Raw genomic sequence first — 26,176 nt, forward strand, 5'->3', positions numbered from 1 at the left:
CCACACTCGGGACTTTCACCCGTTAGACTACGCCCATGCTGGGCACACCACAAAAGGGCCGTAGCACTAAGTGCAACGCCCCTTACTATTCAATATCTTCTATTTAATATCTTCTATCTAATAAACTTCTTGTGATTTCTTTAAGCATAACCTTATATTCATTATCAGGTAATCTGTCAATAAGTTTAAATGCTTTTTGTGTATACTTTTGAGCCAACTCTTTTGCCTTATCAATGCCACCATAAAACTTAGTTAATTCAATAATCTTTTTAATATCCTCTGCTTCATAAACTTCCTTATCTAACAAAGCTATTAAATCTGCTGGTTTCTTTTCTAAAGCATAAATAAGTGGTAATGTATAATTCCCTTCTTTAAGGTCATGTCCACTATCTTTCCCTAATATCTCCTCACTACTTGTGTAATCTAATAAGTCGTCAATAATTTGAAAGGCCATACCAATATTATGACCAATATTCCAAAATAGCCTTGAAAGCTGTTTATCACAATTACTTTCTGCTGCCCCAATATATAAACTTAACGAAAAGAGTTCTGCTGTCTTTCCTGCTATTCTCACCAAGTAATTTTTCACAGAAACTTCTTTATTAAAACGTGAATTAAGCTGTTCAACTTCACCTAAACAAATTTTAGACATTGCACGACTATCCATTTGAATACTGTGAAGTGATGCTGTTTGTGCTAATATTTTAAAACAAACACAAAAAAGATAATCACCAATATATACAGCATATTCTTTGCCGTATTTAGACTGTACTGTCTCTTTTCCTCTTCTTAATGTCGCATCATCAATAACATCATCATGTACTAATGTTGCCATATGAAAAAGTTCTACTACTGATGCCATAGCCACTGTACGATTCGAAAGATATTCTCCAAATTTAGAGGCTATAATTGTAAATCCTGGTCTTAACATTTTCCCAGTAGAATGAACCATATCTTTAATAGAATTCTCTATAACCTTATCCTTACATTTTGCGTTTTCTTCCATTAACGCAATTACTTTTAAAAGCTCTTGTTGTATCTCTGGATACTGATTCCAGATTGCATGCATTGTTTACATCCTCATTTCTATTACTCTATATTATGACCTCGTTGCTTTACAGCACCTTATTTTAAAATTCTTTACACCTTAAAAAATGGTAACTTATACATATGTTCTACTGTATAGTTTGCTGAAATTCCCACAAAAATACCTGTAACAATACCTGCTACTGATAAAAACGGCAGATACAGTACAACCCCAATGTTTTGTACAATAAGGCAAGCTACAATAACCTGACCTATATTATGAAACACCGCTCCAGCAGCACTTACACCAATGATACTTACTTTATCCTTTAAAATATCTTTTACACCTACCATTGCTATAAAGCTGAGTAATGCACCCATACTTCCATACATAAGTCCTGAAATGCTCCCACCAAAAAGTGCCCCCATAATAACTCTTGTTGCAATAATTTTAATCACATCACTTTTACGCTCTAACGTATAAAGTGCAATTACCGTTACTAAGTTGGCAAGTCCAAGTTTTGCGCCAGGCGTCACAAAAGGCACCGGTATGCTTCGCTCCACAATATGTAAAACAAGGGCTATTGCTACAAGTAACGACATATACATTACATGTCTTGTTTGTTTCATCGCCTACTCCTAATATGCTCTCATATCTATCTCATCATCTTTTTCTTCTTGCTGTCCTCTTACCTCTATATAGACACTATGAGGTAAACAAACAATTATTTCTCCAGGCTTACTTATAAAGCCGAACTCTTCACAAATACCATCACTACAATCCGCCTCAACTACAGCAATACTTTCATTTTCAATAACAACTCTATTACTTCCTTTGGTTGTCTCAATGAGAAATTCCTTATGCTTAACTTGCCCTGTAAGTGGTATCTCTTTATAAAATTCACCATTTACCGTAATGTATGCATAAGTTTTATCATAGCTTCCTATCAAAAAAGTCTTTATAAATAAATAAGGAAGAAAAGAAATGACAAGTAATATGACAATAATAATTTTATCCCATTTTTTCATCATTACTTTCATTTAAAATAAATCCTCCAAAAAAAATCTCTTTTGTTATAATTTGCCAACATACTCTAAATATAAATTTCGCCTTACATTATTATTGTAAGGCGAAATTCAGGTTTATGCTATTGTTTATTTTTCACTATATATATGTTTATTCTTTCCAAGCCACCAGTTACCTACGATTGTATTAATCCATGGCATTACATAATAGTCAAGACCAAATGTTCTACCTGCACCACTCATAAGTGCAATTGAACCAAATGTGTACCATAAGATATCCCATCCAGCCATAGCTGAAAGAATAAAGTTAATTGTCATAAATGCTGAAGCTGCTGAGACAAGGAATGTGAAGAGTCCTGCAATAAGCGCAAGTCCCATACCGATTTCCATTACAACAACCATAATTTGGAATAAGTTTGCCATCTCTGGTGTAGGAATCATAACTTTCATGATTGCTTCATAGAATTTAGGCATACTGCTTAAAATAGGTGTCGCTACTTCTGCTGCACCTTCAACTGCTGCTGAAGCACCTGTTAAACCATCTTGTAACCATGAAAATGGCATATTAATATTACCTGCTTTAACCCAGCTATCTGCACCAATCGTAAATGCCCACTGACCTTTTGTAAATAAAGTATTTACTGCTGCATCCCATGTTTCTGGTCCGCAAAGTTTAGCAAGTCCTTCAAGGAGCCATAGGCAACCAATGTAAAGTCTAAGAGGAATGAGCCATAAACGATTTCCTTTAGACGCTAAATGTCCTCTAAGAATTGTTCTATTTTCTTTCATATCAAAGAATTCATGTTGTAAGTAGTGATATACAGCATGGACATTAAGTACACCAAATAAGTAAATCATATTTACTAAGTGTTTTGCTGCCATAGCAAAGAAACCAGAAAGTTTGATTCCCATAAGGTTTGCTACACAGTATTTACCACCAATTGATACCATGAACCCGTGGTATGAAGATTTAAATTTAACTTTTTCTTTGTTTTCCATAGAAGCAATGATATTTTTAACTGCTGTTGTAGCTGTTTGTTCTGCTGCTTCTACAATTTGAGGATTTCCTTTACCTGGCTCTTCTTCTACGTAAGCACAGTCCCCAATTAAGTATACATTTTCATGTTTAGTAGATTGCATATATTCATTAGCCTGAAGTCTTCTAGCTCTAGATTCTTCAAGGCCATATTTTGTACAATCTTCATTATTTTGAATACCACATGTCCAAATAAGTGTTTGTGTCTTAATGATTTCACCACTTTTTAAAGTAACTTCTTCTGGTGTTACTTTTACGATTGGGCTATCTTTTAAGATACGCATACCATGTTTTATCATATATCTTTCAGCTTTATCAGCTTGTTTACGATCTAACATATTAAGAATTGTACCCGCAGCTTCAATAACAAGAAGTGAAACTTCACTTTCATCCACTCTATATTCTCGTGCAAGCGTTGTTTTCCATTCAAGGAGTTCCCCAGCCATTTCAATACCTGTGAACCCTGAACCTGCTACTGCAAAAGTAAGCATTTCTTTTCTTTTTTCTGCTGATCTTTCAAGAGAAGCTTGTTTAAATTTATATTCGATATGTTCTCTAATTTTTAGTGCATCTTCTAAAGACCAAAGGCTAAATCCGTTCTCTTTTACACCTTCTACACCAAAGTAGGTTGGTTCATTTCCCATACCGATCATTAAGTAATCGTATGCATATTCACCATGTTTTGTTGTTACTTTTTGACCCTTTGTATCTACATTTTCTATGTAATCAACAACCACATTAACTTTTGTTCTGTGGAAGATTTTACTAAGTTCTACCTTAACTGATTCTTCTGGTACTCTTCCCCCAGCTACCTCATGTAATTCTGTCATTAAGGTATGGTATGGATTTTTATCAATTAACGTAATTGTAACATCTTGATTCTTTTTATACTTTTTAGCAAGCTTTTTTGCTGCATGTACGCCTGCATAGCCCGCACCTAATATAACAATATTTGTTTTATTAGTCATAGTTCACCTCATTATGTTTTTATCTTACTCTAGTATTTTTTATGTCACCTTATCTAATATACCCAATTTTTGTTAAAAAGTCTACTATCTTTTTCATGTTTCATACAATAATTTTTGTTTCTCAATTACTATTTCCTAAACTTATATTTAGAGTTATAATAAAAATGCCTATTTTACAGGGTATATTTTAATAATATTGCCAATTAAGGAGCAACAAATGAACAATTCAACCTCAAATAAAACTATATTCTCACTATTAACATTATTTATTAGTGTTATATTTTTCACAGCTTGTGGTCAGACACAAGTTACCACAGAACCACTTCGTCGTACAGAATTTATGTTAGGTACTACGGTAAGTATCTCTCTTTACGACCATCAATCAGAGCAAATATTAGATAAAGCTTTCAATCGTATCGCCCAGCTAGAAGATACGCTTAGCATTAACAAAACCGGCACCTTATTAGATAAAGTCAATCAAGAAGCTGGAAAATCTCCTGTTCAAGTTGATGCTGATACCCTTGACGTTATTCAAAAAGGTCTTACATATAGTGCCTTAACTGAAGGTTCTTTTGATATTACTGTAGGACCTATTGTTAAGTTATGGAATATTGGATTTCCAGAAGCACGTGTTCCAAGCAAAGAAGAAATAATAGAAAAACTTCCTCTTATTGATTATCAAAAGGTCATTTTAGATGAAGCTGCTCAAACAGTTTTCTTAGAATCACCTGGTATGCTTATTGACCTTGGTGGCATTGGAAAAGGTTATGCCGCCGATGAAGTTGCTACACTTTTACGCGCAGAAGGTGTGGAACATGCCATTATTGACTTAGGTGGCAATCTTTATATGTTAGGCAATAAACCAGGCAATAAGCCTTGGACAGTAGGCATTCAAGATCCATTTAATCCAAGAGGGAATATTATTGGTCGTATACAGGTGGAGAACAAGTCTATTGTTACTTCTGGTATCTATGAACGCTTCATTGAACAAGATGGTATCAAATATCACCATATCTTAAATCCTAAAACTGGATACCCTTATACAAATGAAATTGCCGGCGTTACCATTATCAGTGATTATTCTATTGATGGCGATGCCATTTCCACAGCTGTCTTTTCAAAAGGCGTTGAAGACGGCTTGCAGTTTATTGAATCACTAGATGGTGTTGATGCAATCTTCGTTACAACTGATTATAAGATATTCCTTTCTTCAGGTGTACTAGATAATTTTGTACTAACAAACCCTAACTTCACCATCTCTTCACTTAATTAAAACTTCAAAAAGCAACGTTATCTGATTTCTAAAAGGAAGTGTCACAGATTATAGAGTGTGTAAACTAGTATTGCCCAAGTGGCTAGCACTCTATTTTGTGCCACTTCCTTTTCACTTCCATTTGCACATATATTCATTTAAAAGGTCTATAATCATAAATAATAAAAAGCCTATACAACTTAGTATAATAATAGCACCGTACATTGCTGTATAATCTAGACGCATCCAAGCATCCATTATGAAGTAGCCTAAACCTTCTCTTGTCCCATAGGTTTCTGTAAAGAATAAGACTGAAATAGCTGTTCCAATGGCAATTCTCAGACTTGTAAAACACTCTGGCAGAATAGCCGGAAGTGTAATATATCGTAAAATCTGACCATAACTTGCCCCCTTGGAAATTAAAATATGATAGGTTTCATCAGGAATATTTAAAACCGCATCTCTTACAGCTACTATAATCTGAAATACTATAATAAGTACAACCATAGCAATTTTAGTGGCATCCCCTAATCCTAGCAAAAGCATTAGAACAGGTAATAACGCCAGTTTAGGGATTGGATAAGCAAAATAAATAAATGGGTTTAAAAATCTACTAATCTTCTTAGAATAAGCTAGCAGAATTCCTATTACTATTCCCACTATACTTGCAATAAGGACGCCCCAAAAAATCCTCATCATTGAAGCAGATATATGTCTACCTAAGTTAGGCATTAACTCTGGCAAATCCTTATATACACTAAGGGGATTTACCAATATCTTACGATTTATTAAGAGCGCCGCTATATACCACACAATATTTAGGGTCAAAAAACCACCTATAAATAACTTTAATTTACTTATCAACTTCTGTCTCATGTTCCCACGCCCCTTTAATCTTCTCTCTCACTTCCTTCACCTTCTTATAATAGGCTTCACTACTTCTAGCATTCTTCATACCAAATGCTGGATTTTCTATTACTTCTATAATCTTGCAGGGCTTATCTGAAAGCAAAATAATGTATTTACCTAGATAAACAGCTTCCTCTACATTATGTGTAATAAATAAAGTCGTTACTTGATGCGCCATATAAGTATCTAAAAATAACGCCTGTGCTCTTTCACTTGTAATTGCATCTAAAGCCGAAAAAGGCTCATCCATCAAAAGCAATTCTGGTTTCATTGCAAAGGCCCTTGCAATGGCTACTCTTTGCTTTTGTCCACCACTTAATGCATTGGGATACTTTTTGAGCAATGGCTTTAACTCTAATACTTCTATTAACTTTTCTATATTTTTTCGTTCTGCTCCCAAATCTTGTTTCTTAATCTTGCAACCAAGCAATATATTTTGCTCTACTTTTTTCCAAGGTAATAACCCATAGTGTTGCGGAATTAATCCTATAGTCTGTTTTTTACTTGTTAATATTTCATCATCTATAGTGATTTTTCCTTCATACTTTTTAATAATACCTGCTAATACTTTTAACAAAGTAGATTTACCGCAACCAGAAGGTCCGATTATGGCATAAATTTCTCCCTTTTCTAGGTTTACACTAAACTTTTCTAATACACATTCTTGATTAAAGGATACGGATAAATCTTGAATCTGCAACATATTGTCTTATCTCCTTTTAAAATTCTTAAAGCTTTTTTATATAATACAAACGAGGTAGAATTATACCTCTACCTCGCTATCTATTGAATTTATTTAATGATTGTTTCTACTACAATATCACTTGCAGCAAGTGTATCTGGCACAAGCCCTTTAGCCTTTACCCATTCAAGAGCTGTTGTAATATCTTTTTCACTTGGAAGTGCTACTGGTGCATACTCTGGTAATTCAATAATTTCTTTTGCCTCTTCACTATAACCTGTATACGCCATTACAATATCCATATAAGTTTCTAAGTCATTATTGTTAATATATTCAATCGCCTCATCTACAGCTGTATTAAAGGCTTTAATAACATCTTGCTTTGTATCAATCACTTCTTCCATAAATGCCAATACACCAAATTGGTAACCCATATCTGCTGAACTTGCTATTTTAGTCGCTCCACCCATACTAGCACTCATTGCAAATGATTGTGGAAGTGTTGCAGCTTGAATGCCATTTTCCATTAAAAGTTGCATTCTAACTGGCGTTGCTGCGATTTCTTCTTTTATAACGTCTCCTACTGTTAAACCATTATCTGATAAAGCTAAATCCGTTACAAGTTCAATCAGCGTATTATGTGACACACCTACTACTTGTCCTTTTAAACTAGCTATGTCTGTAATGCCAGACTCCGCACTTGCCATCACCACAAAATCACCTTGTGTAAGTTCAACTACTTTAATAGGTACACCATTTCCTTTCAATAAAGAAACACCTGTTAAATCCATCATCATGCCATCTAGTTCACCAGCTTGAATAGCCGCATCCCTATCTTTAGCTGAAGTAAATGTTTGAATCTCAACATCTAAGCCGTTCTTTTCAAAGAATCCCATTTCCTTAGCAATACCATAAGGCACTGCATCAGCAGAAGGCATAGTTCCCAGTACTACTTTTTGTAATTCTGTTTGCTCAGTTTGATTATCAGCTGCACCATTTCCACAACCTATCATCGTTGCTGCTACCGTCATACCTAGCAATAATCCTAAAACTTTTTTTAATCTCATTGTCTAACTCCATTTCTCAAATAAATCATGTGATATTCCCATCACATCTAAAACTTTTCCAACTACAAACTTAATGATTTCTTCTAAAGTTTGAGGTTTATGATAAAATCCTGGCATAGCCGGCAAAATAATGCCGCCAGCCTCATCAATCGCTAACATATTTTTTAAATGAATGCGACTTAAAGGTGTTTCCCTTGGACAAATAATTAATTTCTTTCTTTCCTTCAAACATACATCCGCAGCTCTTGTTAATAACTTTTTAGCACTACCGTTTGCAATATCCGAAAGTGTTCCCATAGAACATGGCAAGACAATCATACCATCTATCCCAAAGGAACCTGATGCAATACCCGCAAAAATATTATTATTATCTTCTAAGAATATTTGATTTTCATTTGCTTTACTAAGGCGCTCAATCCACTCTTCTGGAGTTTCATCTAATTCATATTGAAAAACAGCCTTAGCCGTTTCTGTCATAACCACATAAACCACAATGTCCTGCTCTAACAACGCTTCTACTAGCACTTTAGCATAAATGCTTCCGGATGCTCCAGTAATGCCCACAGCTAACTTCATAGTCGTTCTCCTTCTTATACAAAGATATCTAATACTGTCATTATTAAAAATGTAAGACTAATAATTTGATTTAAATTATAAGCAGCAAAATTTACTTTTTTTAAATTTTCATGTGATACTGAAAGATGTTCAATAACTAAAAGCACACTTATTATCATAATGCCTATATAAAAAATTATTCCTAGAGAATTTGAAAAAATGCCTACTAAAACAAGTAATATTACAGCCAAAATATGAAAGATATTTGAAATCCATAATGCCTTTTTAATACCAAAGTAAGCAGGAATAGAATAAATACCATTTTGCGTATCAAACTCATAATCCTGTGTGCCATAGATAATATCAAATCCTGCTACCCATAAGAAATTAGCCGCGCCTAATATAAGTGGCATAATTCCTAGTCTTCCTGTCGTAGCAATCCAAGCCCCTACTGGTGCTATAGCCGAAGTAATACCCAACACAATATGACATGCCCAAGTAAAGCGTTTTGTATATGAATAGCCAATCATCATAGCTAATGCTATAGGTGACAAAATAAAACAGAGTAAATTAAGTTTATATGCTGCTACTTCAAATATCACAAAACATGCGATACTAAATATCATAGCTTCCTTCTTACTCATACTTCCTTGTGGAATTTGTCTATTAGCCGTTCTTGGATTTTTAGCATCTATTTCTGCATCAATTACTCTATTAATAGCATTTGCACCTGTTCTAGCTCCCATAAAGGCCACTATAATCCATATAAGCGTATGCATATCCGGTAATCCCTTTGCAGCTAAAAGCATACTTATTAACGCAAAAGAAAATGAAAAAATCGTATGCGAAAACATCACTAAAATGCCATAGTCATGTATCTTCTTAAAAACCTTTTTAAATACCATATTCCCTCCACTTAGAGTCTACTAACTGCTTAATTTCTGTGCTCATTTCTATATCATTTGGCCAAACTCTTGTATGTCCATCTAATTCACCCTTTTTAGTAGCATCAATCATAACACATACGCTTTCTCCATCTAAACATGTTAAATCTCTTTGCGCATCAATATTATTAAATATTTTCCAAGCCACAGTAGATAAGTCATTTGGTGAAACTTCTTTATCTACCACAATAATCATCTTAGCCCCATGACAACATTCTTTTTGCCACATTTTGGCGACTAGATTCTTTACTTGCTGGCTCTTGGTTTTATTAATGGCTACAATAATACAGTTTGAAAATACACCTAGCTCTGGGCAATTTACCGCAACAATCTCTGCAAATTGTTGCTTCAGTTCATTTTCAACCTTGTTACTTTTAAATAACTTTTCCTTAAAAGGTACTCTTTTTCCTTCTTCTATACGCTTCTTCGTAGCATCTATCCCTAAGCGTGTCCCATAAAAAGCAGTATCCGAAGCATGGTCCAAGGCATCTAACGGTCCTTTAGAAAATACTAAGTCCTGATTCATATCACACTGCTGCAAAATCTGTGACCATACTGCATTTAAATCTTGTGGCTTTGTATCTTGATCTACCACAATAATCATCTTGGTATACATCATTTGCCCCATTCCCCAAAGTGCATTCATTATTTTTTTCCCATGTCCCGGATAACGTTTTTTAATACTTATAATCGCACAGTTATGAAATACGCCTTCTAATGGCAAGTTCAAATCTACAATCTCAGGAAATACCATTTGTAAAAGCGGCAAGAATGCGCGTTCTGTCGCCTTACTCATATAGCAATCCTCCATCGGTGGTTTTCCAACAATAGTCGTAGGATATACAGGATTTTTACGGTGCGTTATACATGTTACATGAAAGGCAGGGTAATAATCCGCTAAAGAATAATATCCCGTATGATCCCCGAATGGGCCTTCTAAGTGTAAATCCTCATTCACATCTACATATCCCTCTAATACAAACTCTGCTGAGGCAGGCACAAATATATCATTGGTAATAGACTTCACCATCTTAATAGGTCGTTTTCGAATATAACCCGCAAACATCATCTCATCAATCATCTTAGGTAATGGCGCCGTTGCTGCATACGTAATAGCTGGATCACAACCTAATGCTACTGATACCGGCATCTTCCCACCTAACTTACGGTACTTTTCATAGATTTCACGGCCATCTTTATGCAAATGCCAATGCATACCCGTTGTATTTTTATCAAACACTTGCAAACGATACATGCCGACATTCTGAGTCCCTGTCTCTGGATCTTTCGTAAAAATAAGCGGTAACGTAAAGAAACGTCCTGCATCTTCTGGCCAACACTTAAGTACAGGGAGCTTAAATAAATCTACAGCATCCCCTCTTTCTATAACCTCTTGACATTTCCCCTTACCTGGTACTTTAATTGGAAAAACTGTAGCTAGTCTACTAAGTTTAGGAATTGCTTTAATAGCTTTCTTTACCCCCAAATAACTATTGATATCAATAAGCTCTCTTATATCCCTTTCTAGTTGATTGATTTCACTTACCCCTAAAGCCAATGCCATTCTCTCATAACTGCCCATAGCATTAATAAGTACAGGATAAGGTGACCCTTTTACATTTTCAAATAATAAAGCAGGCCCCTCTGCCTTTGAAACTCGATCTGCTATCTCTGTAATTTCTAATTCATAGCTTACTTCTGTTTGAATTCGTTTTAATAAACACTTCTTCTCAAGTAAAGAAATGAAACTTTGCAAGTCCTTATAAGCCATATTCTGCCTCCTTCCTAATTTTTATTATTTACCGCACTCTTATATTTTTATCTGATATTTGGTCTAAATCAAAAAATCACCCAAATGGGTGATTTTCTAAATTATTATTTTAAAGCTTCTGCAACTGCTTCTAATAAAGCTGGAACTTTAATAGATACACCTGTTACTGCATCTGTGTTTCCTTCTTCATTAATAAGTGTTACTGCTGATAAATCGAAGTTGTTTTCTGCTAAGAATGCTGCAAGTGCATCTACTTGCTCATTCCATGGTGTACTTCCTTCACCCATGTTATATGTACCAGCTGCTGCTGCTTCATATTTGCTTGAACCATCTTCTGCACTAATGTAATCGAATTTAACACTTACTGGTGTTTCACCTTCGAATGTTACTGTTGCAACTGTTTTTCCTTTTTCATCAGCAACTTCTCCAACTTTTTCTGTTGTTTCTGCTGCTTCTGTAGTTTCTGTAGCTTCAACTGATGTTTCTGGTGTTGTAGCTGGTGCTTCTTCTTTAGCACCACAAGCTGTGAAAGCTAACATTGAACTTAATACTAATGCTAATACTGCAAATTTTTTCATAATACCCTCCAGATAATTGTTGTCAATTATTTCCTCATCATTATATAACATACTTTTTCCTTTTTCAATATTTTTGTTAACTATTTATCAATTTTATGTACACCTTTTTTAAGTATTGCTTCTTATTTGTATTCAACTCAACCACTGTTTTTTCAAGGTTTTCATCCCAACTTTAAGATATTCTTCTTTTAATATAGTCGTATACAAAAAAAGTTATAGCTTTTCCATATCGTTAATTATTATTCATTGTTTTATTATTATAAAATAATGAACAATATATCGTTTTCAATTCCTCGCTAATTTTTCGCACACAAAAAGGCCACCTCATTAAGAGGTGGCTTTTTCTTATACTAATCAAATAATTTAGATACTGATAAATCTTCGTGAATACGTCTAATAGCATCTGCAAAAATAGGAGCTACTGAAATCTCTTTGATTTTGCTGATTTTCTTTTCTTCTGGAATAGCAATTGTATTAAGAATTACAAGTTCTTCAATAGCTGAAGCTTCAATTCTCTCAATCGCTGGACCTGAAAGAACACCATGTGTACAGCAAGCGTAAACTGCTGTTGCACCTCTTTCTTTAAGTGCGTTAGCTGCATTACAAATTGTTCCAGCTGTATCAATCATATCATCTACTAAGATAACACGTTTACCAGAAACATCACCGATGATGTTCATGATTTCAGATACGTTAGCTTTTGGTCTTCTCTTATCAATAATAGCGAGAGGTATATCTAATTTAGTTGCAAATGCTCTAACTCTTCCTACACTACCAAGGTCAGGAGATACAGCTACTACATCATCAACTTGATCGCCTAATTTGTCAGCATAGTATTTTGTTAAAAGTGGCATACCTACTAAGTGATCTACTGGTATGTTGAAGAATCCTTGAATTTGTGAACAGTGTAAGTCCATTGTAAGAATTCTGTCTGCACCTGCTGTTTGAAGAATATCTGCTACTAGTTTTGAACTGATTGGGTCTCTTGCTCTTGTTTTTCTGTCTTGTCTTGCATAACCATAGTATGGAATAACCGCTGTAATACGTCCCGCAGAAGCACGTTTCATAGCATCAATCATAATTAATAATTCCATAAGATGTTCATTTGCTGGTGTTGATGTTGGTTGAATAATATAAACATCAGTACCACGTACTTTTTCGTCAATTTTTACGCTAATTTCACCATCGCTGAATTTCATAACTTCTGATTTACCAAGAGTCACGTCTAATCCTTGAGCAATCTCCTTAGCAAGTAGTGGGTGCGCGTTGCAAGTAAACACTTTAATATCAGTGTAATTTCTAATCATTTGAGTTAGTCCTCCTTCAATATAACGACCGTGTTTTCCGCAAAACATTATACCATGATTGTATACAAAATGCAAAGCATACATTCATTTTCGTGACAATATACTATGTTTTTATTTATTTTTGGCGTTTTTTTGTAACCCATTCTAGTTTATTCTCTTGTTTTGCACGAGCAATTGCTAAACTATTTTTAGGTACTGTGTCAGTTATTGTTGAACCTGCAGCTGTATAAGCATTATCTTCTACAGTTACTGGTGATACTAGGTTTGTATTACACCCAATAAAGGCATTATCCCCAATTGTTGTGCGGTGTTTCTTTTGACCATCATAGTTTACAACAACTGTACCACAACCAAAGTTTACATTTTGTCCTACATCTGCATCTCCTACATAAGTAAGGTGAGAAATCTTTGTTCCATCACCAATATTAGCATTTTTGATTTCTACGAAATCGCCAACTTTGATATTTTTACCAATATGAGAGTTTGGTCTAATGTAAGCAAATGGGCCTACGTGTGTACCTTCATCTACACTACTATCTAAAATTACGCTAATTTCCACATCTACATTATTACTAAGCACAGCATTTTTAAGTTTAGAATGGTAACCAATGCGGCAGCCTTCTCCAATTACTGTTTTCCCTTCTAACATACAGCCTGGTTCGATAATTGTATCTTTACCAATAACTACATCTGGGCAAATATATGTGCTATTAGGATCAATAAGTGTTACCCCATTTGCCATATGTTTTGCATTAATACGTTGTTTCATGACCTCTGTTACACCAGCAAGTTGTGCTCTTGAATTTACACCAGCAATATCATCCTTTTCCTCTGTTGCTACTGCATCTACAAGATGGCCTTCATTGCGTAAAATCTCAATAGTATCTGTAAGGTAATATTCATTTTGTGCATTTTGGTTTGTAATTTTTGATAAGGCGTAATCAAGAAGTTTACCATTGAACACATACATTCCACCATTGATCTCTTGAATTTTTTGTTCTTCAAGATTTGCATCTTTTTGTTCAACGATTTTTAGTAAATGCCCATTTTCATCTCTTACAATACGTCCATAACCCGTTGGATCATCCATAATAGCTGATAATACTGTTAAAGCATTATTTTGACTTCTGTGGAATGCTAACATTTTTTCTAGTGTTTCCCCTGTAATAAGTGGTGTATCACCGCATAAAATAAGTACTTCATCTGCATCTTTTATAAAGTCTTTCGCTTGCATCACTGCATGGCCTGTTCCTAATTGCTCTTTTTGAAGCACATAAGTCATACCTTCTCCAAGTTTAGCTTTAATATTCTCTGCTTTATGCCCAATAATAATACAGATTTCGTCTACTCCTACATACTCAGCAGCTGCAATAGGATATTCTACAAGTGCCTTGTCAAAAACCTTGTGGAGTACTTTAAGTTCATTTGATTTCATACGTGTACCCTGACCGGCTGCAAGTATTAATGCTTTTGTTTTCATTTTACTCTTCCTTTCACGATTTTATTCCTTTTGTATTTTCTCACCTTATTATACTTTATGCAATACTTATCTAAAATCATCCTGTTTTCTAAAAATCAACTTTTCTAGTCTACACAAAAAAAAGGATGTTGTAACATCTACAACATCCTCACAATAGATATGTAATTATTCTTGGATATCTAAATCACTTTCATCAGCAATAGCTACTTCATCAGAAAGTAAAATCATTTCGTATTTTTCAAGAACTTGATTTTGAATACGATCTCTTGTTTCTGAGTTAATAGGATGTGCTATATCTCTAAATTCCCCATCAAGTGTTTTACGACTTGGCATAGCAATGAATCGTCCTTTATCTCCTTCAATAACTTTAATATCGTGTACAACAAATTCATTATCAAATGTTACTGATACAACAGCTTTCATTTTTCCATCTTTATTAATTTTTCTTACTCTGATATCTGTAATTTCCATGAGCAAATCCTCCCTGTTTTTATCTAGTGCCTTTTGTTGGCTATCCTATTAATATATCTATTATTATTTGAATTATAAGATATTTTCAATAAATAGTCAATATTTTTTTCTTTTGGCTCATAATTCCATTATTTTTTTATTTTTAACCAACTAGAATTTTCATTTTTTTAATTGTTTTTTGTGCACTTTAAACAATATTTCTTTTCTCTAATAAAATAATCTTGTCTTTAGTTCCGATAACCTTTTGGCCATCAGATACAAAAACTTGTTTATCTAGTATAGCGTTCTCTATAACGCAGCCCTTACCAATCGTTGCCCCTTCCATAATAATGGAATTCTTAACAACAGAACCCTCACCTACAAATACACGTCTAAAGAGTACAGAGCTTTCAACCTGACCATTAATAATATCTCCACCGCTAATAATGCTATTCACAGCTTTTGCCTGCGTGTTAAACTTAGCAGGTGGTTCATCCTTTGCTTTTGTAGAAATATAAGGATATTCATTGAAGAATAATCCTCTTACTTCTGGTGTTAAGAAATCCATATTAATGCGATAAAATTCTGGAATATCTCTAATTCTTCTCCAGTAGCCCTCATAACGATAGCCATAAATTTTTAATTTTTTACGATATCTCATAATAATATCATTAACAATACTATATCTGCCGTCCGCTTCTAGTTCCTCAAGTAATCTAATTAACAGCTCTCTACCGATTACATATTCCCCAAGAGATACTGTGGTATTTTGAGGATCTATTGGTTTTTCTTCAAACTCTAACATTCTATCATTTTCATCTAATCCAATTACACCATAGTCTTGCACTTCATAGGTTTTCATATCCTTATAAATAATAGTGATATCTGCACCTTTTTGTTCATGATACTTAATTACCTTCTCATAATCTATCTTATAAATTTCTTCACCAGATGTAATTACAACATATGGTTCATTGCTTTTCTTAAGAAACTCAATGTTTTGATAAATACAGTCTGCTGTTCCTCTAAAACTAAAAGAATCTTGACTAGCCATATTAGGCGTAAACAAGAAAAGCCCAGTCTTTTTTCTTCCGAAATCCCACCATTTAGATGACCCAATATGGTCGGCTAAGGATCTTGCACTATATTGTGAGATAACAGCTACTTTTTTTATACCTGAGTTGCTTAAGTTACTAAGTGCAAAGTCTATAGAGCGGTATGACCCACCAATTGGCATAGCCGCTACATTTCTTTGCTTTGTAAGCACTCCAAGTGTTGTTCTTTTACCACCAGCTAATACAATACCAATAGCTCTCATTTCATTCCCCCCTTACACAATTAATGAATGTCCACTCTCTAAAACACCATCCAAGTAATGTTCTTGTAATGTATGTCCACCAACTTCACAGTTTTTACCGATTGTTACATTGCTAGGTACCACTGTATTATCACCAATAACAGTAATGCCACTTGAGTAAATACGTGCTTTAGTAATATGTGGTACATTTTCACCCACACCAATCACCGTATTTTCTCCAATCTCTGATTTTTCAGATACAATACAGTTGTCTAACTGTGCACCTTTTCGAATAACAGTTTCAGCCATAACAATTGAATTCTTTACGACTGCACCTTCTTCAATAATAACTCTTGGTCCTAACACTGAATTATGTACTTCCCCATAGACTTCGCACCCCTCTGAGATTAGGGATTGTCTTATTTCTGCACCTTCTCCTATATATTGTGGGAGTTGGTGTTCTATATTGGTATAAATCTTCCAAAACTCATCATATAAATTGAATACAGGTACTGTTTCTGTAAGCTCCATATTTGCCTTCCAGTACGCTTCAATTGTTCCAATATCTCGCCAATAGTCATTGAACTGATAAGCATACACGTTCTTCTCACTATTGATCATATCAGGAATAATATGTTTACCAAAATCGCTTGCTTCATGAATAGTATTATCTTTGATTAAAGCTTTTTTAAGTACATCCCATGTAAAGATGTAAATACCCATAGAGGCTAAATTACTCTTTGGTTTTTCTGGCTTTTCTTCAAATTCAATAATCCTTCCCTCTTCATTAGTGTTCATGATACCAAATTGATTGGCAATATCCATTGGGACCTCAATGACTGCAATCGTGGCATCTGCATTATTTTTCTTATGCTCTTCGAGCATAGCACTATAATCCATCTTATATACATGGTCTCCGGAAAGAATCAAGACATATTCTGGATTATACTCGTCTATATATCTAATATTATGGTATATGGCATTGGCTGTTCCTGAATACCAAGAACCTTCATTGCCTTTGACGAATGGTGGTAAAACTGTTACCCCTCCATTTCTTCTATCCAAGTCCCAAGGTATCCCAATACCTATGTGTCTTGTAAGAAGAAGTGGTTCATATTGTGTAAGTACCCCGACTGTATCAATACCTGAATTAATACAGTTACTCAGTGGAAAGTCTATAATTCTGTATTTTCCACCGAACATAACAGCAGGTTTAGCAATCTGCTTAGTAAGAATGCCTAACCTGCTTCCTTGTCCGCCTGCTAACAGCATAGCGATCATCTCTTTCTTCTTCATGCAATCCCTCCTAACTATTCATAAGTGCAATTTTAGAATAAGTTTGAATTCATTTATGCATAAATATTTTAACATTTTACCAATTTTTTTACAATATTTAATTTATATATTATTGTATAAAAATTTATAACATTTCAACAATGACCACTATGCACTTTTTAATTAAATACCACGATACACATTAACTTCTTTAGTTGTTTCATCTACTGTATCTAACCATAATAACGTTTTAAAGTCGTTAACAACTTTTTCTTCTGGCATTTTAGTTGCCATGAGTACCCCTACTCCTACAATTTCTGATTCAAATTCTTGCATTAAGTCAATAATACCTTTAGCCGTTCCACCAGCCTTCATAAAATCATCAATAAATAATACTTTTGATCCTTTTTTTATAGCCTTTGTTGATAAACACATTGTTTTAATACGATGGTTACTGCTTGTAATATAATTCATATGAATAACAGTCCCGTCTGTAAGCTTACTTTGATTTCTTACTACAACCATTGGTTTGTTAAGTACCATAGCTGTCATAAGCGCAATAGGAATCCCTTTAGTCTCTACTGTAATGACATAATCTATTTCTACATCTTTAAAGAGACTTGCAAGTGCAATCCCGATATTCTTAGAAATATTTGGGGTATATAAAAGATCATTCGTATAAATATATCCTCCAGGAATAATACGGTCTGGACGATTAATCAGCGTACATAACTCATCTGCAAAGTTTTCCATCTGTTCTTTAGACATAAGTGGATTGTAATATACGCCTCCCGCTGCTCCTGAAATAGTTTCAATTGCTCCTATCTCATAATTTGCAAATATTTCTCTTATAGTATCTAAATCCTCGCTAATTGTTGATTTCGCACAGTTAAATATGTTACAAAAATGTGTTAGCGTAAAAATTTTATTTGGATTGTTCGTTAAAATATTAGTAATAACACTAATACGATCATGTTTTTGTACCTTTTTCATTGACATTCTCCTTTATTGTTTCCTTATTTATAGTTTATTTTAATAATTACGTATATTACAAAATAAATTTTATAGATTTACACTTATTATATACAAATAACCGAATATTTAAAAGCTTCCAGCTAAAAACATTCACTTTTTAAAAATATTTGTTAATTAATTTGCACTTAGTATATACTTATAAAATATGATGATGCATAATATGATAAGAGGCATCTTATTTTAAATGATAATTACATTCATTGAAAGGATATTAATTCTATGACAAATCTTATTTCCTTATCTAACAAGAAAAAAATTCACTTCATCGGTATTGGTGGTATCAGCATGAGTGGTCTTGCTGAAATTGCTCATACTAGAGGCTTTGCTGTAACAGGCTCAGACATGAAAAGTTCACATACAACACTACATCTTGAAAGCCTTAATATTCCTATATATTACGGTCATGCTGCTTCTAACATTGAAGAAGGTGTAGACTTAGTAGTTTATACAGCTGCAATTCACGAAGATAACCCAGAAATCCAAGCTGCTAAAGCTGCAAACATAGAACTTGTTACACGTTCACAATTCTTAGGCCTTATTATGAAGGACTATAATTTCCCAATTTGTGTTGCTGGAACACATGGAAAAACAACAACAACTTCAATGTTAACACATGGCCTTTTAGCAGCTAATTTAGACCCTACTATTACAGTTGGCGGTATCTTAAAAGCTATTCATGGTAATATCCGTATTGGACATACGAAATATTTTGTAACTGAAGCCTGTGAGTACTGTAACAGTTTTTTAGACTTCTTCCCAAAAGTTGGTATTATCTTAAATATTGAAGAAGATCACTTAGACTTCTTTAAAGATATTAATGACATTCGTGCTTCTTTCCAAAAGTTTGCTAGTACCATTCCAGCTGATGGTTTCTTAGCTATTAATGGTGCCACACCAGATTTAGATGCCTTCAAGGCTCCACTTCACTGCCAAGTTGAAACCTTTGGTCTAGATGATTCTTGTAACTGGCATGCCAAAAATATTACTTTTGATAACAGAGCATGTGCTAGCTTTGATGTTTACTATAATGGTACTTTTATGCTTAACCTTAAACTTCACGTAACAGGTACTCATAACATTTTAAATGCTTTATCTGTATGTAGCGTTTACCATTACTTAGGGCTTGATTTAAATATTTTAAATGAAGGTCTCAAAGAATTTACTGGTGCAGACCAACGTTTTGAAATTAAAGGAAAATTTAACAATATCACAGTTGTAGATGACTATGCGCACCACCCTACTGAAATTGCCGCAACTTTAGATGTTGCTAATAACTACCCTCATAAACATCTGTATGTTGTTTTCCAACCACATACTTATACACGTACAAGAGCATTCTTAAATGACTTTGCCCGCGTACTTCAAAAAGCAGAACATGTTATTATTACAGATATTTATGCGGCTCGTGAAAAAGACCCTGGTGATATCTCAAGTAAAAACATTGTAGAGCTTATGGCTGCAGCTGGCAAAGATACACTTTATATGAAAGATTTCACTGAAATCGCTAATTATTTAAAAGCAAATGCTAGTGACGGTGACCTTATCATTACAATGGGCGCTGGTAACGTTAATCAAATTGCAGACATCTTATTAGGCTAAATATCAGCTTACCTTAAACCTTTAAGAATATACATGTTTTATATTAATAAATAACTTTATAAATACCAACAATATATAAGAGGGTATCCTACTTGTTAAATTTATTAACTTTTTGTAGGGCCCTCTTTACCTTTTCTTTTATTTTTCTTATCATATTTTCTACGTTTTGTGCTATAATACTAACACAGAAAATGATTATTCACAAAGGAGGTGTCTTAATGGCATATATTAAATCCAAACTCACAAGCCAAGCTTATGTGCATATACCTTACTGGTTTATTACAGACTATATGCCAAAGGCACTTAGTGGGGATTTAAAAGTATACCTTTATTTATTTGCCCTTTCTAGTGATCCTAATGGTGTACGTCTTTCTTTAGAAGAGGTAAGTCAAAAGCTTGATATGCTTTATTCTGAACTCCTTCAGGCGCTTCGTCATTGGCATAAAAAAAGAGTACTCTGCTTCGAAGAAATCTCTAGTGATGAATTTAACTTAGAATTCTACCTTGATAAACCACAACCTATTGCTGAACCTAAAAGCAATGCTGTACCTAAGGTAGTACAAGCACCTAAACCTTCTTTTAGCAAAACTATTATTCATCAATCTAGACCTGAATATCGTACTGAAGAGATTAATCTTTACATTCAGGATTCACCAGATGTCACTAAACTTTTTAAAGTTGCAGAACAATACTTAGGTAGACTTTTAACCATTACAGATCAAAAGATTTTATTTAGCTTTTATGATTGGCTCCATATGCCATTTGATCTTATTGAATTTTTAATTGAACACTGTGCGTCAAATAATCATAAAGCTATTCACTATATTGAAAAGGTTGCTATCAGTTGGGTAGATGAAGGCATCTTAACTGTCGAGCAAGCCAAAGAAAAAGTAAGTCAAAGTAAACTTTACTTCAAAATTTTATCCGCACTCGGCTGCTCTAAAAATAATGTCACTGAAGTAGAACGTAGCTGTATAGATAAATGGCTAAAAACCTATAATTTCAATATGGACATTATCCTAGAAGCTTGTAAACGTACTGTTATGCAAACTAGTAAACCTAGTCTTAACTACACTGACCGTATCTTAACTTCTTGGTATAATGATAGCGTTAAATCTTTAGAAGACATTACTGCTCTCGATAAAGCACGTGAAAGCAAAAAAGCTATTGCACAAAGTGGTGAACAAAATACTAAACAGCCACCTAAAGTGACTAAGTTCAATAACATTTACTCTCACAACTGGGACTTTGATGAACTAGAAAAATTAGAACGTGAATATATTGAACGTACATTAAATGGAGGAAGTTAAAATGAGTACAAAAGAACTACAATATAAACGTCTTATTCGAGAATACGACTTAAAACGTACTGCTGAAACTCAAGCTTCTTTAAAACGTACTGCTGAGGTATATGAAAAGATTCCTCAAATTCAAAAGATAGATCAGGAATTAAGCCAAACAGGCATTAATTTAGTCCGTCAAATGTTAAATAAATCTAAGGATTCATCTTCACTAGAAGATTTTCATAAACATTCTGACGATCTACTTCTTACTAAAAAGATGCTTTTAGTTGAAGCTGGTTTTCCACCAGACTACCTTGATATTCATTATGATTGTCCTATTTGCAAAGATACAGGTTTTGTAGGTAACAAACCTTGTACCTGTTTTAAGCAAGGTCTCATTGATATGGCCTACGAACAATCTAACCTTAAGAACATATTAGCCCTTGAGAACTTCTCTTCTTTCAATATAAATTATTATTCTAAAGAAAAAACTGAAGGGCAACCTTATTCACCTTATCACAATATGTCCCTTATTTATCAAATGTGTGTGGGCTTTATTGAAAAATTTGATTTTGAAAAGGGTAATTTACTTTTTCACGGAAATACAGGGCTCGGCAAAACATTTTTATGCAACTGTATTGCTAAGGAACTCTTAGATAAGGGCTATACTGTTTTATACCTAACAGCGCCTCAGCTTTTTAAGTTATTTGATGAAGCAAGATTTCATCGTGAAGACTTAGGCGATGATTCTAAGGATATTTTAAATACATTAACGACTTCTGATTTACTCATTATAGATGATTTAGGCACAGAATCTTCTAATGCACCATCTTTAAGTGAGTTTTTTGACGTCTTAAATACACGTTATTTAAATCAACTTTCCACTATCATTTCTACAAACTTAGCACCTAATGAGTGGAATAACTATTACTCAGAACGTATCGTTTCACGTATTTTTGGAAATTATACTTCTCTTAAATTCTATGGTAAAGACATTAGACTTTTAAAGAAATATGCTCAAAAATAAAAAAGCATTGTTGCAAACTTATCTTTTTGCAGCAATGCTTTTATTTTTGTCCAAAACTTTTATAGTTTTTTGATATTTTTAACAACTCGTTAATATATATAATATAGACGTTATTATATTATGGAGGTTCTTATGTTCCATACAGTTCAACTTTCAAAATCGGATCCAACACCTTTATACATACAGCTTGCCTCTGAACTTGCCAAACTCATTCAAGCAAACTTATTAACAGGTGGTATGAAGCTTCCTGCTATTAGATATCTTTCTAAGCAACTTGCCATCAATCGAGATACAGTTGTGAGTGCCTATAGGCTTTTAGAAAATCAAGGTCTTGTAGAAGGTCATATTGGTAAAGGAACTTATGTTGTCCCTATTTCCCAAAAAACTTCTAAGACTCCTCCTGTTAAAAATGCTAATATATATTGTAGTAATCTAGGTTTTTCAAAAGATCATTTTCCTTCTTCAATCTGTCTTAACTTAGCGACTAAACTTATTACTGAAGAAGGTTGGGAAGCATTTTCTGATCCACTCTACCGCAATAGACACTTTTTAAAACAAAATATCGAAGAATTTTTAAGCAAAAACCTTAGCATTCATCCTCATTTTGGAGAAGTAAGACTTATAAAATCTATTGATAACTTCTTACTCTCACTTTTTAAATTTTCTCCTAAAGCCGGTATCTGTGTTGAGAATCTTAGAGACTTAACAGCTTCATGCTATTTACGTTCTATAGGCGCAAGACTCTATGAAATCCCCTTATTAGATGATGGCATTGATTTAGATATTTTAGAAAAGTATTTACGTACCGGTACTGTTTCTTATATTATGATTTCACCTTATCTGCAAAATCCTACTGGCATTTGCTATAGTGAATCTAATAAAAAGTCTCTTATAAACTTAGCTGAAAAGTATGATTGCTACATTATTGAAGATGGTACTTTTAATGAGTTTATATTTGACCATACACCTTTAGTACCACTTTATGAGCATTATTCTAAGGAACGGGTTATATTTTTATATCATTTTTCTAGGTTATATATGCCCTACCTTACTTATAGCTTTGCAGTGTTACCTCATATGCTTATGAAACGTATAGCTGATGATACTTCTTGTACCTTCAATGAGCGACTCTTACTTTATTATCTCGAATCTACTAGTTTACCGAAACTCCAAAAAGAGCTTTTTGAAGAATCTAAACATAAATATGAATTCTTATACAAATCACTAAAGGAACTTGCTAATAAATTTGAAGTGAAGTCTACCCATGGAGGACTTTCCTTTTGGATTAAACCATTAACTACAAATAGGGAGACGTTTTGCCAATACTTATCAAAGTCTGGCTTCATCGTCTCCCCAGGTAATCTTTTTACAACTCAGGATAGCTGTGAATTTGTAAGACTTTCTATCTCACAACTCCCATTAGAAGATATTGAAAAACTTATTTACTTATTAAATAATCTTGTTTAATTGGGTTCATAACCGCTTATAAGTACATCATCATAATATAGTGCAGCACCATTTATATAAGAGAAGTCATTACTTTGTGTATAACTAGACCAATCTGTTTTTGCAACACGTATATTTACACTTAATGTTGCTGCACTATTCATTACTGCATCTGTATTTGAAAAGCTTACTTCTAGATAGCTATCAGCCAAATCTGTACTATTTTCTACTTCATATACATTTGCATTTACACTACCACCTAAACTTACATACCAAGGTGCAACACTATAAGAAATAGCAGCACTATCACAGTAAGCACTTTGGCTTAAATTACCATCTGAAGTAAAGTAATAGCGAATTTTCACCTTAGATAAATCAAAATTTCCTTCACCTGTTACCAGTGCAAAGGTGTAAGACAGTGTATTAGATACTTCATTACTATTATTAATTACACTTAAATTAAGTGTAGATGCATCTACATCAGTGCTCATATTATCATCAGTATTCGTACTATCATCAGTATTCGTATTATCATCAACTACCGTATTATCTCCCGACGTACTTCCTCCCGTTTGCTCGTTACTGGGAAAACCACTCCCAGGACGTGTTGGAGGTGTTCCTCCACCACTTGGTCCACCCGGATTCATACCGCCACCTGGGTTCATACCACCTCCCATGCCACTACCAAATATGCTACCGCCTATTTGTGTTACCATAGAAGTTGTTGTAAAGCTTGTACTCTGGCTACCTTCTGTGTAAGTGCCACCTGTATAAAGCCCATGAAACTCATCAGCACCGCTTACACTTCCACCTGTATAAACTGTATATGTTGCATTTGTTGTAAGACCTGGTGCACTAAATAACATTGTATTATAAGATTGTGGTATTTTATATGTTAACACATCCTCACCACTGGCATTTTGAATATGAAGTAATGACCCTGCTGTATAGCTCCCTAGCACAACAGATGCTTGTGTACAGCTATTAGCCGTTGGTCCACTTGTTTCACCACCAAGTCCAATAATTGTCCCACCATTTATTGAAAAGGCACTTGCATCACAATCAAATCCACATTCAGGGCTTCCTGCCCCTACTGCAATAATGGTACCACCATTTATTGTCATTGTTCCATTTGAATCAATGGCATCATTTCCTGATGAATAACAATATAGCTGTCCTCCATTTATTACTAGACTTGTTGTAGCATTTAAACAATCATCACTTCCTGTAATACTAATATTACCATCGTTTATGATCATATTTGCTTTGCTTTCTATGCCCTCACCGCACTTTACAATATTAATGTTTCCTCCATTAATAGTAAGGTCAGTATCTGCATGAATGCCATCATCTGCCGAATTAATTGTAATATCACCATCATTAATTACAATATCTCCTTCGCAGTCTATCGCATCATCACTAGTAGTGGTAATATTCAATGTTCCGCCATCTATTGTAATATTATCATTAGCATGAATGCCATCCTTCACATTTGATGTTACATTAATCACACCATTTTCAATAATAATATCATCATCACTCACAATACCATGTTTGTAATTGCCCGTTACATTGAGTGTTCCTTTTCCCTTAATTTCAAGAGTATCATTACTAAAGAGTGCTCCCTTAGCATCAATATCAGACGCATAACTTGAACCATCTTTTAAGGTATTTACTGTCCCTTCCTCTAGGGTAATAAATGCCTTCTTAGCATTTGTAAAGCAAATGGCAGGCCCATTAGAATTCGTAATACTTGCACCATTTAATCTTAATTTTACCTTTTCTTCTGTATTAACCTCAATCATACCATTTGATAAAGTACCTGTAACTGTAAAATCTCCTCCTTCTGTAATGGTAATGACATTGTCACTTACACTTACGCCAGAGCCTGTACAAGTAATCGCCCCATCTAATGTAATCGTTCCTACATTGTCTTTCCAGGCCTCACTATCATCTGTCTCAGCAACTGTAGTTGTTGTTGCTGCCATAATCATAGAGGCTTGACCTGTAAAAGGTACTGTAAGCATTGCAGATACCCCTAATATTTTTTTCAAAGTTTTCCCCATCTTCATTTCTAACATCTCCTATTCACTTAAAAAGTATTTAGCCCTTACGCATTTTCTGTTTTCCATATCTCTTTAAGTTGTAATAAGATTATCTGCT

23 protein-coding genes are annotated in these 26,176 nt (G+C 34.1%); 5 read left to right on the forward strand and 18 right to left on the reverse strand.

Annotated elements, in window-relative coordinates:
- Positions 1-103: 103 nt before the first annotated feature.
- From AC1VAQ_RS15290 to AC1VAQ_RS15305, 4 genes are all read right to left on the reverse strand, one after another.
- Positions 104-1,069 (reverse strand): polyprenyl synthetase family protein, encoded by a 966-nt coding sequence (locus AC1VAQ_RS15290; protein ID WP_302598452.1) that lies wholly within the window; start codon positions 1,067-1,069, stop codon positions 104-106.
- Between the two features lie 71 nt (positions 1,070-1,140).
- Complete coding sequence (locus AC1VAQ_RS15295) at positions 1,141-1,656, reverse strand: Gx transporter family protein (protein ID WP_302598453.1); 516 nt, start codon at positions 1,654-1,656, stop codon at positions 1,141-1,143.
- Positions 1,657-1,665: 9 nt separating this feature from the next.
- Complete coding sequence (locus tag AC1VAQ_RS15300) at positions 1,666-2,067, reverse strand: NusG domain II-containing protein (protein WP_302598455.1); 402 nt, start codon at positions 2,065-2,067, stop codon at positions 1,666-1,668.
- A 114-nt stretch (positions 2,068-2,181) separates the two neighbouring features.
- Positions 2,182-4,056: an FAD-dependent oxidoreductase gene (locus AC1VAQ_RS15305; RefSeq protein ID WP_479904122.1), complete on the reverse strand. Its 1,875-nt coding sequence runs from the start codon at positions 4,054-4,056 to the stop codon at positions 2,182-2,184.
- 217 nt (positions 4,057-4,273) lie between these two features.
- On the opposite strand from AC1VAQ_RS15305, the gene AC1VAQ_RS15310 reads away from it, so the two are divergent.
- Positions 4,274-5,329, forward strand: a complete 1,056-nt coding sequence (locus AC1VAQ_RS15310; RefSeq protein ID WP_479904123.1) for an FAD:protein FMN transferase — start codon at positions 4,274-4,276, stop codon at positions 5,327-5,329.
- A gap of 111 nt (positions 5,330-5,440) precedes the next feature.
- Here AC1VAQ_RS15310 and AC1VAQ_RS15315 read toward each other — a convergent pair whose 3' ends face one another.
- The 13 genes from AC1VAQ_RS15315 to purR all read right to left on the reverse strand — a co-directional run bounded on the left by AC1VAQ_RS15315 (position 5,441) and on the right by purR (position 18,616).
- Positions 5,441-6,184 (reverse strand): ABC transporter permease, encoded by a 744-nt coding sequence (locus tag AC1VAQ_RS15315; protein WP_302598458.1) that lies wholly within the window; start codon positions 6,182-6,184, stop codon positions 5,441-5,443.
- Entirely contained in the window at positions 6,162-6,920 is a 759-nt protein-coding gene (locus AC1VAQ_RS15320) for an ABC transporter ATP-binding protein (RefSeq protein WP_302598459.1), read from the reverse strand. Before AC1VAQ_RS15320 ends, AC1VAQ_RS15315 begins: the two co-directional genes overlap by 23 nt.
- Positions 6,921-7,009: 89 nt before the next feature.
- Positions 7,010-7,966, reverse strand: coding sequence for an ABC transporter substrate-binding protein (locus tag AC1VAQ_RS15325; RefSeq protein ID WP_302598460.1), 957 nt, complete (start codon positions 7,964-7,966; stop codon positions 7,010-7,012).
- Between the two features lie 3 nt (positions 7,967-7,969).
- Positions 7,970-8,542: a UbiX family flavin prenyltransferase gene (locus AC1VAQ_RS15330; RefSeq protein ID WP_302598461.1), complete on the reverse strand. Its 573-nt coding sequence runs from the start codon at positions 8,540-8,542 to the stop codon at positions 7,970-7,972.
- Positions 8,543-8,556: 14 nt separating this feature from the next.
- Complete coding sequence (locus AC1VAQ_RS15335) at positions 8,557-9,426, reverse strand: UbiA-like polyprenyltransferase (RefSeq protein ID WP_302598462.1); 870 nt, start codon at positions 9,424-9,426, stop codon at positions 8,557-8,559.
- Entirely contained in the window at positions 9,416-11,236 is a 1,821-nt protein-coding gene (locus AC1VAQ_RS15340; RefSeq protein ID WP_302598463.1) for a menaquinone biosynthesis decarboxylase, read from the reverse strand. The genes AC1VAQ_RS15335 and AC1VAQ_RS15340 overlap by 11 nt, the downstream gene beginning before the upstream one ends.
- Positions 11,237-11,340: 104 nt before the next feature.
- Positions 11,341-11,814: a hypothetical protein gene (locus AC1VAQ_RS15345; RefSeq protein WP_302598464.1), complete on the reverse strand. Its 474-nt coding sequence runs from the start codon at positions 11,812-11,814 to the stop codon at positions 11,341-11,343.
- Between the two features lie 350 nt (positions 11,815-12,164).
- Positions 12,165-13,121, reverse strand: a complete 957-nt coding sequence (locus AC1VAQ_RS15350; protein ID WP_302598465.1) for a ribose-phosphate diphosphokinase — start codon at positions 13,119-13,121, stop codon at positions 12,165-12,167.
- Between the two features lie 115 nt (positions 13,122-13,236).
- A complete protein-coding gene (gene glmU, locus AC1VAQ_RS15355) occupies positions 13,237-14,601 on the reverse strand; it encodes a bifunctional UDP-N-acetylglucosamine diphosphorylase/glucosamine-1-phosphate N-acetyltransferase GlmU (protein WP_302598466.1) in 1,365 nt (454 codons plus the stop codon).
- Between the two features lie 165 nt (positions 14,602-14,766).
- On the reverse strand, positions 14,767-15,072 hold the full coding sequence (spoVG, locus tag AC1VAQ_RS15360; RefSeq protein WP_302598468.1) for a septation regulator SpoVG: 306 nt from the start codon (positions 15,070-15,072) through the stop codon (positions 14,767-14,769).
- A 187-nt stretch (positions 15,073-15,259) separates the two neighbouring features.
- Complete coding sequence (glgD, locus tag AC1VAQ_RS15365) at positions 15,260-16,369, reverse strand: glucose-1-phosphate adenylyltransferase subunit GlgD (protein WP_302598470.1); 1,110 nt, start codon at positions 16,367-16,369, stop codon at positions 15,260-15,262.
- Between the two features lie 12 nt (positions 16,370-16,381).
- Positions 16,382-17,644: a glucose-1-phosphate adenylyltransferase gene (locus tag AC1VAQ_RS15370; RefSeq protein ID WP_302598471.1), complete on the reverse strand. Its 1,263-nt coding sequence runs from the start codon at positions 17,642-17,644 to the stop codon at positions 16,382-16,384.
- 162 nt (positions 17,645-17,806) lie between these two features.
- Positions 17,807-18,616, reverse strand: a complete 810-nt coding sequence (purR, locus tag AC1VAQ_RS15375; protein WP_302598473.1) for a pur operon repressor — start codon at positions 18,614-18,616, stop codon at positions 17,807-17,809.
- 261 nt (positions 18,617-18,877) lie between these two features.
- Here purR and murC point away from each other — a divergent pair, with 261 nt between their 5' ends.
- The 4 genes from murC to AC1VAQ_RS15395 all read left to right on the forward strand — a co-directional run bounded on the left by murC (position 18,878) and on the right by AC1VAQ_RS15395 (position 24,034).
- On the forward strand, positions 18,878-20,257 hold the full coding sequence (murC, locus tag AC1VAQ_RS15380; protein WP_302598474.1) for a UDP-N-acetylmuramate--L-alanine ligase: 1,380 nt from the start codon (positions 18,878-18,880) through the stop codon (positions 20,255-20,257).
- A gap of 218 nt (positions 20,258-20,475) precedes the next feature.
- Complete coding sequence (locus tag AC1VAQ_RS15385) at positions 20,476-21,567, forward strand: DnaD domain protein (protein WP_302598475.1); 1,092 nt, start codon at positions 20,476-20,478, stop codon at positions 21,565-21,567.
- 1 nt (position 21,568) lies between these two features.
- Positions 21,569-22,567 carry an ATP-binding protein gene (locus AC1VAQ_RS15390; protein ID WP_302598476.1) on the forward strand — a complete coding sequence of 333 codons (999 nt, stop codon included), beginning with the start codon at positions 21,569-21,571 and terminating at the stop codon, positions 22,565-22,567.
- A gap of 132 nt (positions 22,568-22,699) precedes the next feature.
- Positions 22,700-24,034, forward strand: a complete 1,335-nt coding sequence (locus AC1VAQ_RS15395; RefSeq protein ID WP_302598477.1) for an aminotransferase-like domain-containing protein — start codon at positions 22,700-22,702, stop codon at positions 24,032-24,034.
- On the opposite strand, the gene AC1VAQ_RS15400 is transcribed toward AC1VAQ_RS15395, so the two are convergent.
- Positions 24,031-26,085, reverse strand: a complete 2,055-nt coding sequence (locus tag AC1VAQ_RS15400; RefSeq protein WP_302598479.1) for a carbohydrate-binding domain-containing protein — start codon at positions 26,083-26,085, stop codon at positions 24,031-24,033. The two genes, AC1VAQ_RS15395 and AC1VAQ_RS15400, sit on opposite strands and share 4 nt — an antisense overlap.
- Between the last annotated feature and the right edge of the window lie 91 nt (positions 26,086-26,176).

It is taken from the genome of Cellulosilyticum sp., assembly GCF_982396655.1.